Here is a 12,542-nt window from a genome sequence, read left to right as displayed (position 1 = left end):
TACAGCATACAGTGCTACTGTACGGTTGTTGCATCCGAAAACCCTAGGAAAATCAAGGGTTTTCGGGCTGTAGTTCACTAAATGTTTGAATTTATATCAATTGACAAACATGAACCCGCTTGGCTAAAATAAATAAGAGTTTTGGAGTGATTAGGGGCGATGAATTCATCCCATGACGACAAAAATCGCAGCACGGACAACAGTAGCCTTGGAGATAATCCATGGCGGGCGATGGGGCTGATCGGCTCTGTTGGCGGAACAATTGGCGTATGTCTTGGACTAGGCTATTGGATTGGCAGCAGGACTGATAGTTCAGATGGTTCCGGGTATGGAGCGATTGTCGGAATGGCTGCAGGTTTCGTCATTGCCGTCATCATAACCATACTTTTGATCCGAGCGTTTACAGGGGGCAAAGCAAAGTAATGGATGATCTGTCCGGCCACCTTCGAACGGTTATGCGTATTACGTTCTTTTTTTTGTCTGTATGCTTCATTGGATGGGCCCTGCTTCCGGAATATAAACCGCTCTTCGGCGGATTAATTCTCGGCGCTGTGGCAAGTCTTGCAAACGCCTTCCATCTTTCTTGGAAAGTACAACGAACCGGCGCATATGCGGTGGCTGGAATCAGGAAACGCAACAATCTTGGATTTCTTACACGCGCATGCATCGCGCTGCTCGCGGCAGTCATTGCCACTAGGTACTTTTCGTTCAGCATCTATGGAACAGTAGCCGGATTATTTGTAGCGCAATTGGCAACACTCATATTGGGGTTTATTGCCAAGCGGAATTCGGCGGTACGGCATTCTACCGATGAAAGGGGTGAAAACAACTAAATGGATCATATTTTTCCTGAAGTGCATCTAGGCGGCATACGCTTTGACCTAGCTGCTATTTTCATGATTGTTATCACCAGCATTATCGTGTTCATTCTTGCAAAAGTGTCCGTTCGTAACGCATCGGTAACTAATCCGACGAAGATGCAAAACTTCTTGGAGTGGGTTATCGAATTCGTTCAGAACATTATTGGTACGACGATGGATCTTAAGAAAGGTCGTCCGTACTTGACACTAGGTATTGCAATGATCATGTACCTGTTTGTAGCGAACTTGCTCGGTCTTCCGTTCGGTATCGTTACGCACGCACATGAAGGCGCAACATTCTTAGGAATGGAATTGTTCTTGGATGGTAAAGAGGAAGCGCACATCTCGTGGTGGAAATCGCCGACAGCGGATGTTGCCGTTTCAGGAGCGCTAATGGCTATCGTAATCGTGCTAACGCACATCGAGGGTCTTCGTCGCAACCGTAAACATTACCTCAAGCACTATTTCGAGCCTTACGCAGCATTCTTCCCGCTGAACGTTATTAAAGAGGTTGCGAAGCCGCTTTCGCTTTCGCTTCGTCTCTACGGTAACATTTTCGCAGGTGAGGTTATGATCGGCGTTATCATGGGTATGGGCTGGTTCGGTATTCCGGCGCTCATCGTATGGCAAGGCTTCAGCGTATTCGTAGGTGCAATTCAATCGTTCGTATTCGTCATGCTGACAATGGTTTACATGTCGCAAGCGATCGTTCACGAAGAACACTAAGCACACTGTAACAACCCTGCTAAGCAGGAAAAAATAAACTATTTTTAAACAATTTGAGGAGGATTTCTCTAATGGGAGCTTTAGCATTAGTTGCAGCAGCAATTGTATTTGGTCTTGGAGCATTGGGTGCAGGTATCGGTAACGGTTTGATCGTAGGTCGTACAGTTGAGGGTATTTCCCGTCAACCAGAACTTCGCGGTACTCTTCAAACTACAATGTTCATCGGGGTAGCGCTTGTAGAGGCACTTCCAGTTATTTCCCTCGTTCTTGCGTTCATCTTCTTGGGTAAAGCTTAAGAAACATTTCAACAGACTATGGCGGGGAGTGCCTTATGCCTCCGCGCCTTCCTTTTGCTGACAGTCTCATAAGGGTGTCAGCCAATCTACGGAAAGGAGTGACGTACGTTGGATATCGTATGGTCAAATTTTTTCATCCAACTGATTGCCTTCGGAATTCTCTACTGGCTGCTTAGCCGTTACGCTTTCGGCCCGCTCTTCTCCATCATGGAACAGCGCAAGCAGTTCGTGAAAGAACAGCTTGAAGGTGCAGAGAACAGCCGCAAGCAAGCTGAAGCGCAATACGAAGAGCAGAAGCAATCGCTCGCGCAAGCTCGTAAAGACGCTTATGACATTATCGAGCAAGCGAAGCAAACAAGCACGAAGCAAGCCGACGAGATCGTTCACGCTGCAAAATCCGAGGCAACTCGCCTGAAGGACGAGGCAGTGAAAGATATTGAAAGCGAGAAGAACAAAGCAATTGCTTCACTTCGCTCGCAAGTTAGCGGCATGTCCGTCATGATCGCTTCCAAAATCATCGAGAAACAAATCGATGACAAATCGCAAGAGCAGCTTGTTGACCAATACTTGAATGAGGTTGGAAGCAAATGAGCCGCGAGGGCGTCGTAGCTAAACGCTACGCTAAAGCGCTGTTTGAACTGGCACAGAGCAACAATGCGGTTGCGGATGTTGAAAAACAGCTGAAGATCGTCGTTGATGTCTTGTCCGGAGATGCGCAAATTCGCAAATTCCTCGGACTGCCTAACGTAGAAGTTTCCAAGAAAATCGACATCGTACGCGGCGCTTTGTCCGATACCGTGTCGGTTATGGTTCTGAATACTGTAGAGCTTCTCATTATCCGCGGCCGCCAAGCTGCGATTGCTGATGTGTACGAAGCTTATACGAAAGTAGCGGGAGATGCGCTCGGTCAAGCACACGCTACGATATATACCGCTAAATCGTTGTCCGCTGAAGAGCTGTCCAAAGTGTCGGCGCAGTTCGGTACAATGATCGGCAAACGCATTATCGCAAAACAAATCGTTGAACCAGCTCTGCTCGGTGGCGTACAAGTGCGCATCGGCGATCGTCTATATGACGGCAGCCTCTCCGGCAAGCTCGCTCGACTTGAACAAGCTTTGAAAACTCAAGCATTGTAGATAGGGGTGAACGGAATTGAGTATCAGACCTGATGAAATCAGCACGCTGATTAAACAACAGATCGAACAATTTAAATCCGAAATTCAAGTCGTTGATGTCGGTACGGTCATCCAAGTTGGTGACGGTATCGCACGTGTGCACGGCCTTGAGAACGCGATGGCTGGCGAACTGCTCGAATTCGCGAACGGTGTTATGGGTATGGCCCTTAACCTTGAAGAGAGCAACGTCGGTGTCGTTATCATGGGTCCTTACACTGGCATCCGCGAAGGCGACCAAGTGAAAAGAACGGGTCGTATCATGGAAGTTCCTGTAGGCGAAGCGTTGCTTGGCCGCGTTGTTAACGCACTGGGTCAACCAGTTGACGGCAACGGTCCAATCAACACAACTGCAGCACGTCCAATCGAATCTCCGGCACCGGGCGTTATGGCTCGTAAATCGGTATTCGAGCCGATGCAAACAGGCATCAAAGCGATTGACGCGATGATTCCTATCGGCCGTGGTCAACGCGAGCTTATCATCGGTGACCGCCAAACAGGCAAAACGCAAATCGCGATCGACACGATCGTTAACCAAAAAGGCAACGGCGTTATCTGTATCTACGTTGCAATCGGTCAAAAGCAATCGACTGTTCGTACAGTTGTTGAGTCCCTTCGCCAACAAGGCGCTTTGGACTACACAATCGTTGTAACAGCGAGCGCTTCCGAGCCGTCCCCGCTCCTTTACCTAGCGCCTTACACAGGCTGCTCGATGGGCGAGTACTTCATGTACAACGGCAAACACGTACTTGTTATCTATGATGACCTTTCCAAACAAGCGGCAGCATACCGTGAGCTTTCCTTGCTGCTTCGCCGTCCGCCGGGTCGTGAAGCTTACCCAGGTGATGTATTCTACCTGCATTCCCGTTTGCTTGAGCGCGCAGCTAAGCTGAACGATGAGCTTGGCGGCGGTTCCTTGACTGCATTGCCATTCATCGAGACGCAAGCCGGCGATATCTCGGCTTACATCCCGACGAACGTAATCTCGATTACGGACGGTCAAATCTTCCTTGAGTCCGACCTGTTCTACTCCGGTCAGCGTCCAGCGGTTAACGTTGGTAACTCTGTATCCCGTGTAGGTAGCTCCGCTCAAATCAAAGCAATGAAGAAGGTTGCTGGTACGCTTAAGACTGACCTCGCGCAATACCGCGAGCTCGCAGCTTTCGCAGCGTTCGGCTCCGATCTCGATAAAGTAACACAATCCCGTCTGAACCGCGGTGAGCGTACGCTTGAAATTCTGAAGCAAGGCGTTAACGCGCCATTGCCAGTAGAACGTCAAGTTGTATCCCTGTACACGGTTACTCGTGGACACGTGGACGATCTTCCAGTTCAAGACGTTCGTCGTTTCGAACAAAGCTTCCTGGCTTACGTGGATGCAAACAAACCGGAAATTTTCGCTTCCATCCGCGACACGAAAGATTTGACTTCCGACAATGAGAAAGCACTTGTTGAAGCAATCAAAACGTTCAAGAACAGTTTTGCTGCGTCGGTATAAAAGTTTAACTTAGCGCGGAATAGATACTGGTTAGGGTGAAGCTAAGCTTCACCCAGAGGCTGGTAATAAGGTGGTGACAACGAATGGCTAAAGGTATGCGCGAGATTAAGCGCTCGATCAAGAGTAAGCAAAATACGAAGCAGATTACGAAGGCTATGGAGATGGTAGCATCTGCGAAGCTCAAAAGAGCTCAAGACGCAGCTGTAGCATCACGTCCATATACGGAGAAAATCAAAGAAGTCGTAGCTAGCATTGCATCGGGTGGAGGCACAATTAAGCATCCCATGCTGCAAAGCCGCGAAGTTAAGCGTACGGCCTATCTGGTCGTTACGTCGGACCGTGGTTTGGCGGGTGGGTACAATGCGAACGTGCTTCGTAAAGTATGGACGACGATTGAGGAGAAGCATAAGTCTTCTGCTGAATACGACGTGTTCGTCATCGGTCGTAAAGGCCGCGATTACTTCAGACGCCGTGGCGTAGAGCTGGCAGGCGAAGTAACAGGACTTTCCGACACACCTAAATTTGCAGATATCAAGTCGGTAGCAGCAGCTGCTGTTAAAGGCTTCGAGAGCGGCAAGTATGACGAATTGAACCTGGTTTACAACCAATTCTACAACGCAATGACCCAAGTTCCTGTTGTTAAACAGCTGCTTCCACTGGATCAGTCGGATTTCACAGGCGCGAAGGCAAGCTACGAATATGAGCCGTCACCTGAGAAGGTGCTCGACGTTCTTCTTCCTAAATACGCGGAAACGGTCATTTACAGCGCAGTATTGGAAGGTAAAGCGAGCGAGTTCGGCGCACGTATGACTGCGATGGGCAATGCAACGAAGAACGCGACGAAGATGATCGCAGGCTTGACGTTGACGTACAACCGTGCGCGTCAGGCAGCAATCACGCAAGAAATCGCGGAAATCGTCGGCGGCGCGAACGCGCAGGCGTAACATAAACTTTAAAGTATTTTTCCTCGGAAAAACATGAAGGAGGTACACCAATGAGCAAGGGGCATGTAGTCCAGGTAACAGGTCCGGTTGTCGACATCGCGTTCGAGAACGGTCATTTGCCTGAGATTCTTAATGCGATAAAAATTGAGAAAAAAGCTGAAAAGCCAGGCGAAGTAAACATCAATCTTACGGTTGAAGTTGCAACTCACCTAGGTGATAACCTGGTTCGTTGCGTTGCGATGTCTTCCACTGACGGTCTTGTCAGAGGTACAGTAGCTGTTGACTTGGGCAACCCAATCACAGTACCTGTAGGACCAGCAACACTTGGTCGCGTATTTAACGTACTCGGCGATCCAATTGATAACAATGGTGATGTTGACCGTACGCTCGCTAACCCGATCCACCGTCAAGCTCCTCCTTTCGAAGAGCTGTCGACTTCCCAAGAAATCCTGGAAACAGGTATTAAAGTTATCGACCTTATGGCACCATACTCCAAAGGTGGTAAGATCGGTCTCTTCGGCGGTGCGGGCGTAGGTAAAACCGTAACGATGCAAGAGCTGATTCACAACATCGCACAAGAGCACGGCGGTATCTCCGTATTCGCCGGCGTTGGTGAGCGTACTCGTGAAGGTAATGACCTTTACCACGAGATGAGCGACTCCGGCGTTATCAACAAAACAGCGATGGTATTCGGTCAAATGAATGAGCCTCCAGGCGCGCGTCTTCGCGTAGCTTTGACAGGCTTGACAATGGCTGAGTACTTCCGTGATGAAGAAGGCAGAGACGTACTTCTGTTCGTCGACAACATCTTCCGCTTCACGCAAGCTGGTTCCGAAGTATCCGCATTGCTCGGCCGTATGCCGTCCGCGGTAGGTTACCAACCAACATTGGCAACTGAAATGGGTCAACTGCAAGAGCGTATCACTTCAACGAAAAAAGGTTCCGTTACTTCCATTCAAGCGATCTACGTTCCTGCCGATGACTATACGGATCCGGCTCCAGCAACGGCGTTTGCTCACTTGGATGCAACGACTAACCTTGAGCGTAACATCGCAGCGATGGGTATCTTCCCAGCCGTTGACCCGCTCGCTTCGTCTTCCCGTATCCTGACACCAGAAATTCTTGGCGAAGAGCACTACCAAGTAGCGCAAACCGTTAAGAAAGTTCTGCAACGTTATAAAGAGCTTCTGGATATTATCGCGATCCTCGGTATGGACGAATTGTCTGAAGAAGACAAGCAAGTCGTTCACCGCGCGCGCCGTATTCAATTGTTCTTCGCACAACCACTTCACGTTGCGGAAGCGTTCAATGGTATTCCGGGCTTGTACGTTCCTGTTAAGGAAACGGTACGCAGCTTCAAAGAAATTCTTGAAGGTAAGTACGATCACCTTCCAGAACCGGCATTCCACAACGTCGGAACGATCGAAGATGCAGTTGCGAAAGCGGAAAAACTCGCTCAAGAGGTTTAATTCGCTCATAGCTGCTTAGGGAGGTAAACCATGAGCTCCTTTTTATTGGAAATTGTAACGCCTGAGCGTAAGGCTTACGCTCAGGATGTTAATATGATTATTGTCAAAGGCTCCGAGGGTGAGCTAGGTATTCTGCCTAACCACATTCCGATGGTAACGCCTTTGAAGATTGCTCCTGTCACAATCAAGAGAGACCGCACTGAAGAGGTTATCGCTGTTAACGGCGGCTTCCTTGAGATCCGTAAGGATAAAGTGGTTATCTTGGCTGAGAGCGCTGAGCTGCCTGGCGACATTGATGTTGCTCGTGCAGAATCCGCGAAGCAGCGTGCGGAGCAGCGTCTGAACGGCAAGCGCGATGAGTACGATCATGTTCGTGCCGAGCTTGCCCTGCAGCGTGCGCTTAACCGTATCGGTGTAGCAGGCCGCTAATCATACACAAATAAAGGCTGATTTCTTTGCAGATTATCTCTGCAGGGGAATCGGTCTTTTTTTGCGTTTTATCGACATTTTTAGAGTATAATGACAGCAATGGTAGTATTAAAAGACTAGTAGTATAGGAGCATACAATGATGATAGATATTCACACACATATACTTCCTGGCATTGATGATGGGGCAGGCAATCTAGAGGATTCGCTTGCACTCGCTAGAGCTGCCGTAGCTGAAGGCATTACAGGAATAGTCGCAACTCCGCACCATGCGGATGGAAGATATACGAATCATGCTGCGTTTGTTACGGAGCAAGTAGAGCGATTGAAGGAAGAGCTGGCAGCTCGCCAGATCCCGCTTGAACTATTCGGGGGACAAGAGATTCGTGTACATAGCGATATGCTAGACGCTTGGGGTGCAAACGAGCTTGCTGCGCTGGCTGGGTCGAAATATATTTTGATAGAGATGCCCTCAGCGTCCGTACCTTCAAGAATGCTAGAGTATATACACGAGTTTGTTATTATGGGGATTAGCCCCATTATTGCCCATCCCGAACGTAACGCAGAGGTCGTAAAGTACCCTGAGAAGCTTAAAGAAATGATAGAGGCAGGCGCATATGGCCAAATGACGACGCACTCTCTATTAGGCGGCTTTGGGAAACAGATTGAGCGCAGGGCGTGGCAGCTTTGCAGAGAAGGGCTTATTCATGTTATCTCCTCTGACGCTCATCATATGGAATGGCGTGGCTTCCGACTGAGAGAAGCGTATGACAGAGTGAGTAAGGAACTAGGAGTAGAGATAGTTAAGACCTACTTGGATAATGCAGAATCGGTAATAAGTAATAGAAATCTAGTAGAGCCATCCGTAAAAAGTAACAAATCAAGGGCAAATAGCTGGTTTAAACTTCCAAAATACTTCCAAAATCATTGACCGTTGATAGGGCGAGTGGTAAAATTGATGGTGATTGTTACATATAGCGGCAAATTAAGACAAAATATATGACTGAGGTGAATTGATAGTGTCTATCAAAAGGAAAATAGCAGTAACAACTCTCGCAGCCAGTCTCGTAACTGGTTCTCTAGCAGCATTGCCATACAGCAACAAAGGTTTGGATGAGCAATTTGGACTAGTTAATATTGCTTCTGCGGATCCTGCGGGTCAGACTCCATATGAAGCATTTCTGAACAGACTAAGTAACATTTATTCATATCTTAACGAAGATGATGTTACTACAATTAATAGTTTAAGAGCTCAAATTTCTGCTTTGGACGATATTAGCAAGATTGATCCATTAATGCCACTTCTACCTGGGGATCTTCAGAACGATGAGGAGTTCCAACAAGGTCTGTTCAATACATTCAGAGTGCTTGGATTAATTATGTATAGCACGAGCGCTGATCAAGTGAATGGCTATCATTCCGATCCGTCACTGGACGTTGCATTGGATTACTTGAAAGATCATACACCTGTATCCAGGTTGACTGCGGATGACTTGGCTTTGTTCATCAGAGCTGTTGAGACTGCGCTCATAGTGAATGTAAGCGACATCCAGAATCTGAATGATCTGTTTGATGATGAATCAGGCGATCTAGTAACCGGTCTTGTTAAAGCCTCGATTAGAGATGTCTTAAGCAGAGAAGATCTGAATGTAAGCCTAGTGCTCAATTGGATTAAAGACCATACAGACATCTCGAGTAACGACCTGGCTGAAGCTGTGGCTGAAACCTTTGCTGGCTTCTCGACAGATCTTACTTCCGGGAAAGCAGCAACCAAAGCGCTTATGGTTGCCTTCGTAAACGCAGAAGCAACAGATTCGCATGTCACTTCTTCTAACGGACGTAAGAAAACTTATTCACTAGAGGTTGATGGCATCACTCTTCCAAGTTATTTGGTTGAATGGAGCAAAGTCTCCGGCAGCGCTAATGTAACAGTGTCGGAGGATGGCGAAGTAGAGCTGATCAGTGGCAATTCTGGTTCAGCGGTAATTAATGCCTCGTTCTTGGGTAGAGAGCTAGATACCAATGTTAATGTTTCGTTCAGCATTTCTAGTAATAATGATAACAATAACACGACCACTCCACCGCCAGTAACTCCTCCAACTACTGTTGAACAGTTGAAAGAGCTGAAGGACAAGATTGCTAGTGCGACAGGAGAAGAGAAAGCTAAGCTTGTTCAGGAAGCAGTGACTAAAGCTGCTGAAGCGATCAAAGCGTTGACCAACGTTCCATTGAAGAAAGAAGTAGTGGATGGCGTTCTTGTCGTTAGCGTTGATAATGAAGCACTTCAGAAACAATTCGATGAGATTAAGGCAACGATTGAAGCGCTTAAAGAAGCTGCTCCGGGTACAGAAGGATCATTGCCTAGCTTCAGCTTGGAATTAGAAGTTCCGGAGCTGCCGAGCGGAGCTGGATACGTTACAACCGGTATTAATAGCAGTTCACTTGCAAAAGCAAAGGCGCTCGGTATTACAAACTTGGAGTATAGCTCCTCCGGGTTCAAAGCAAACTTCCCGCTAACTGCGCTACTACCTTCAAATACTGGAGCACTGCTCGCGAATCGTATTGTCAATTTTGCCGCAGCGTCTAAGTATGAAGCAACGCCAGTTGTTACTTCTGCAGATGAAACGATCAAATTTACGATCAAAACGAGCGCAGCTACAGCAGAATTGCTAGGTTCCAAGAAAGCGGCGTCTGATGTCTATGAAATCAGCGTAACTGCTGGAGACAAGCCTGTTGATCTATCCGGACAGCAAGTGAAGCTGAGCTTCCCGCTGAAGAATGTAGCGGGACTTGATAAAGATTTGCTGTCGGTTGCTAAGGTTGCTGATGGCAAGCTGGCATTCGAAGGCGGCGTAGTTGTTGGCAATACCCTCGTAGAAAATACGGATAAGCTGGGTACGTTCGTAGTTGTCGAGAACAAAGTCGAGTTCGATGATATCTCGAAAGTGAAAGCATGGGCTGGCCGTCAAATCGAAGTGTTAGCTGCTAAGGGTGCAATTGAAGGCCGCAAAGCAGGTGCATTTGAACCAAACGGTCAAGTAACTCGTGCTGAGTTCGCGAAGATGCTCATTCGCGCTTTGGACCTGGACAAATCCGCAGTAACCGGAAAGTTCACGGATGTTAAGGCTACAGATTGGTTCGCTCCATATGTAGCTGCAGCTGTAGAGGCTGGCATCATTAACGGCCGTACGGAAACAACATTCGTTCCGAACGCAACGATTACGCGCGCAGAGATGGCTGCCATGGTCGCTCGCGCACTCGAAGCTACTAAAGGTGTGAAAGCTAGCGCTGATGATCTGAAGGCGCTTGAAGCGTTCAAGGATGCTGGCGCCATCAATGCATCCCTGAAGGATGGCGTTGCATTCGCAGCGAATAAAGGCTTGGTTGTTGGCGATAAAGGCAAGTTTAATCCTAACGCAACAGCAACTCGTGCCCAAGCGGCAGTAACGATTTACCGTGCGTACAATTTCAAGGGCTAATACGCAAGTATGAATGCAGTTATGAATATACATCCCCCTTCAATGGGGGATGTATATTGCTTTATTGAACAATTACATCCAAATTAACCCAAATTCAACATAGAAAATGTGAGGGATATAACGTGCAGATGGAATTAGAGCTCCGAGACTACATCCAGATCATTATGAAACGAAAATGGATGATAGTGGCCATTGTACTCGTTTGTTCGATGGCAGCGGGGCTGTACAGCTACTTCATGATACAGCCGACCTATGAAGCAACGACAAAGATTGTAGTAAACCGTACGACAACAGATAGTTCTGTTAATGACTCGAACCTGATTAACGAAGTCAATGCCAATCTCCGCTTGATCGATACGTACAAGGAAATTATTAAGACTCCTGCCATAATGGAGGTTGTGGTGGAACAGCATCCGGAGTTTAACTTGATGGCAGATGACCTGATTAAGAAAGTGAAGGTTAGTTCTGTGAATAATACGCAAGTGATGACTTTGAATGTACAGGATCTTTCCTATGAGACAGCTGCCAAAATTGTGAATGCGATCTCTCTTGTCTTCAAGGAACAAATCCCTACTATTTTCAACGTGAAGAACGTAACGCTCTTGAACTTGGCTGATCTGCATCCCGTTAAAGAGCCTGTGCCGGTTAATATGAAATTAAAGCTGAATGTAATCTTAGCGTTCCTAGTATCTTTGATCGGCGCAGTAGGTATAGCATTCCTGTTGGATTATTTGGATGACACCATCAAGACGGAAGCGGATGTCATGCGGTACCTCGAGCTCCCAACACTTGGTCAGATTGCCCGAATGGATAATCAGGGGCTAGACCGGAAGCAAGCAACTACAGCTCAAAAAGCAAAGGCGGGTGAAGTCAAGCATGTCCAAGTTGGCGAGTAAGAGGCGTCTAATCTCGTTGGTAGAACCAAAGTCCCCCATATCGGAAGCCTATCGCTCCCTCCGCACCAATATTGACTTCTCATCAGTTGACGACAAGGTTCAGGTCATTATGGTCACTTCGGCATCTCCTGGCGAAGGGAAGTCGACAACAATTGCTAATCTGGCGGTTGTCTATGCGCAAGCAGATCGTAGTGTCGTGCTAATTGATGCGGACATGAGAAGGCCGACCAGTCATCATACGTTCAGATTAAGTAATCGTTATGGTTTATCCTCCGTATTATCTCGTCAATGTGAAGTAGAAGAGGCCGTGCAAGCTACCGATATTCAGAATCTCTCTGTAATGACTTCAGGTCCAGTACCGCCTAATCCTGCAGAAATGTTGGCATCGAAGCGTATGAGCATGTTAATTGAGCAATTACGTGAACGGTTTGATGTCATTCTTATTGATACTCCTCCCACACTCGCAGTTACTGACGCTCAAATCGTTTCAACGAAATGTGATGGCTCCCTGTTAGTACTGGAATCCGGTAAAGTAAAGCGCGATATGGTCGTGAAAGCGAAACAGCAGCTTACCCAGGTTAATGGGCGTATTCTTGGAGTCGTTCTTAATAATGTCAAACAGAAGAATGGTGACGGATACTACTATTATCACTATAACGACGCAAATAAATAGTGCTTAAGTATTGTTATATTAGACAAAAAGGTCTATTATATATCTGGGTATATTGTCTGATAATGCCAAATTAGTGAGAAATATGACCTATTTACCCATGATATA

14 protein-coding genes are annotated in these 12,542 nt (G+C 47.3%); all 14 read left to right on the top strand.

Features of this window, described 5'->3' with window-relative positions; translation table 11 throughout:
- The first annotated feature begins 159 nt into the window (after positions 1-159).
- The 14 genes from AC0LWF_RS20130 (at position 160) to AC0LWF_RS20065 (ending at position 12,437) form a co-directional block, all read left to right on the top strand.
- Complete coding sequence (locus tag AC0LWF_RS20130) at positions 160-423, top strand: AtpZ/AtpI family protein (RefSeq protein ID WP_474653321.1); 264 nt, start codon at positions 160-162, stop codon at positions 421-423.
- The gene (locus tag AC0LWF_RS20125) at positions 423-833 is read left to right on the top strand and encodes an ATP synthase subunit I (protein ID WP_474653320.1); all 411 of its coding nucleotides are present in this window, start codon (positions 423-425) and stop codon (positions 831-833) included. The genes AC0LWF_RS20130 and AC0LWF_RS20125 overlap by 1 nt, the downstream gene beginning before the upstream one ends.
- On the top strand, positions 834-1,586 hold the full coding sequence (gene atpB, locus AC0LWF_RS20120) for a F0F1 ATP synthase subunit A (protein WP_474653319.1): 753 nt from the start codon (positions 834-836) through the stop codon (positions 1,584-1,586). It abuts the gene before it with no gap.
- Positions 1,587-1,657: 71 nt separating this feature from the next.
- The gene (gene atpE / locus AC0LWF_RS20115) at positions 1,658-1,882 is read left to right on the top strand and encodes a F0F1 ATP synthase subunit C (RefSeq protein WP_090982204.1); all 225 of its coding nucleotides are present in this window, start codon (positions 1,658-1,660) and stop codon (positions 1,880-1,882) included.
- Between the two features lie 108 nt (positions 1,883-1,990).
- Positions 1,991-2,473: a F0F1 ATP synthase subunit B gene (atpF, locus tag AC0LWF_RS20110; RefSeq protein ID WP_474653318.1), complete on the top strand. Its 483-nt coding sequence runs from the start codon at positions 1,991-1,993 to the stop codon at positions 2,471-2,473.
- Positions 2,470-3,018 carry a F0F1 ATP synthase subunit delta gene (locus AC0LWF_RS20105; protein ID WP_126011864.1) on the top strand — a complete coding sequence of 183 codons (549 nt, stop codon included), beginning with the start codon at positions 2,470-2,472 and terminating at the stop codon, positions 3,016-3,018. Before atpF ends, AC0LWF_RS20105 begins: the two co-directional genes overlap by 4 nt.
- 16 nt (positions 3,019-3,034) lie before the next feature.
- Complete coding sequence (gene atpA, locus AC0LWF_RS20100; protein ID WP_474653317.1) at positions 3,035-4,549, top strand: F0F1 ATP synthase subunit alpha; 1,515 nt, start codon at positions 3,035-3,037, stop codon at positions 4,547-4,549.
- Positions 4,550-4,632: 83 nt separating this feature from the next.
- On the top strand, positions 4,633-5,493 hold the full coding sequence (gene atpG / locus AC0LWF_RS20095) for an ATP synthase F1 subunit gamma (protein ID WP_474653316.1): 861 nt from the start codon (positions 4,633-4,635) through the stop codon (positions 5,491-5,493).
- A 50-nt stretch (positions 5,494-5,543) separates the two neighbouring features.
- Positions 5,544-6,962, top strand: coding sequence for a F0F1 ATP synthase subunit beta (gene atpD / locus AC0LWF_RS20090; RefSeq protein WP_474653315.1), 1,419 nt, complete (start codon positions 5,544-5,546; stop codon positions 6,960-6,962).
- Between the two features lie 30 nt (positions 6,963-6,992).
- Positions 6,993-7,391 (top strand): F0F1 ATP synthase subunit epsilon, encoded by a 399-nt coding sequence (locus tag AC0LWF_RS20085; protein WP_474653314.1) that lies wholly within the window; start codon positions 6,993-6,995, stop codon positions 7,389-7,391.
- Positions 7,392-7,528: 137 nt separating this feature from the next.
- Positions 7,529-8,320: a tyrosine-protein phosphatase gene (locus tag AC0LWF_RS20080; protein WP_474653313.1), complete on the top strand. Its 792-nt coding sequence runs from the start codon at positions 7,529-7,531 to the stop codon at positions 8,318-8,320.
- A gap of 364 nt (positions 8,321-8,684) precedes the next feature.
- Positions 8,685-10,868: an S-layer homology domain-containing protein gene (locus AC0LWF_RS20075; RefSeq protein WP_474653312.1), complete on the top strand. Its 2,184-nt coding sequence runs from the start codon at positions 8,685-8,687 to the stop codon at positions 10,866-10,868.
- 128 nt (positions 10,869-10,996) lie between these two features.
- Positions 10,997-11,764, top strand: coding sequence for a YveK family protein (locus AC0LWF_RS20070; RefSeq protein WP_474653342.1), 768 nt, complete (start codon positions 10,997-10,999; stop codon positions 11,762-11,764).
- Complete coding sequence (locus AC0LWF_RS20065) at positions 11,745-12,437, top strand: CpsD/CapB family tyrosine-protein kinase (RefSeq protein WP_474653311.1); 693 nt, start codon at positions 11,745-11,747, stop codon at positions 12,435-12,437. Before AC0LWF_RS20070 ends, AC0LWF_RS20065 begins: the two co-directional genes overlap by 20 nt.
- Positions 12,438-12,542: the final 105 nt, after the last annotated feature.

It is taken from the genome of Paenibacillus sp. sgz302114, assembly GCF_056120345.1.
Note: the sequence above shows the minus strand (reverse complement) of the source record. Positions and strands in the feature narration are given on the sequence as shown.

What these genes read in the sequence shown, in the direction of transcription:
- AC0LWF_RS20130 (WP_474653321.1), top strand. Translation starts at nt 160, where the DNA reads ATGAATTCATCCCATGACGACAAAAATCGCAGCACGGACAACAGTAGC.
- AC0LWF_RS20125 (WP_474653320.1), top strand. Translation starts at nt 423, where the DNA reads ATGGATGATCTGTCCGGCCACCTTCGAACGGTTATGCGTATTACGTTC.
- atpB (WP_474653319.1), top strand. Translation starts at nt 834, where the DNA reads ATGGATCATATTTTTCCTGAAGTGCATCTAGGCGGCATACGCTTTGAC.
- atpE (WP_090982204.1), top strand. Translation starts at nt 1,658, where the DNA reads ATGGGAGCTTTAGCATTAGTTGCAGCAGCAATTGTATTTGGTCTTGGA.
- AC0LWF_RS20105 (WP_126011864.1), top strand. Translation starts at nt 2,470, where the DNA reads ATGAGCCGCGAGGGCGTCGTAGCTAAACGCTACGCTAAAGCGCTGTTT.
- atpG (WP_474653316.1), top strand. Translation starts at nt 4,633, where the DNA reads ATGGCTAAAGGTATGCGCGAGATTAAGCGCTCGATCAAGAGTAAGCAA.
- atpD (WP_474653315.1), top strand. Translation starts at nt 5,544, where the DNA reads ATGAGCAAGGGGCATGTAGTCCAGGTAACAGGTCCGGTTGTCGACATC.
- AC0LWF_RS20085 (WP_474653314.1), top strand. Translation starts at nt 6,993, where the DNA reads ATGAGCTCCTTTTTATTGGAAATTGTAACGCCTGAGCGTAAGGCTTAC.
- AC0LWF_RS20080 (WP_474653313.1), top strand. Translation starts at nt 7,529, where the DNA reads ATGATGATAGATATTCACACACATATACTTCCTGGCATTGATGATGGG.
- AC0LWF_RS20075 (WP_474653312.1), top strand. Translation starts at nt 8,685, where the DNA reads ATGCCACTTCTACCTGGGGATCTTCAGAACGATGAGGAGTTCCAACAA.
- AC0LWF_RS20070 (WP_474653342.1), top strand. Translation starts at nt 10,997, where the DNA reads ATGGAATTAGAGCTCCGAGACTACATCCAGATCATTATGAAACGAAAA.
- AC0LWF_RS20065 (WP_474653311.1), top strand. Translation starts at nt 11,745, where the DNA reads ATGTCCAAGTTGGCGAGTAAGAGGCGTCTAATCTCGTTGGTAGAACCA.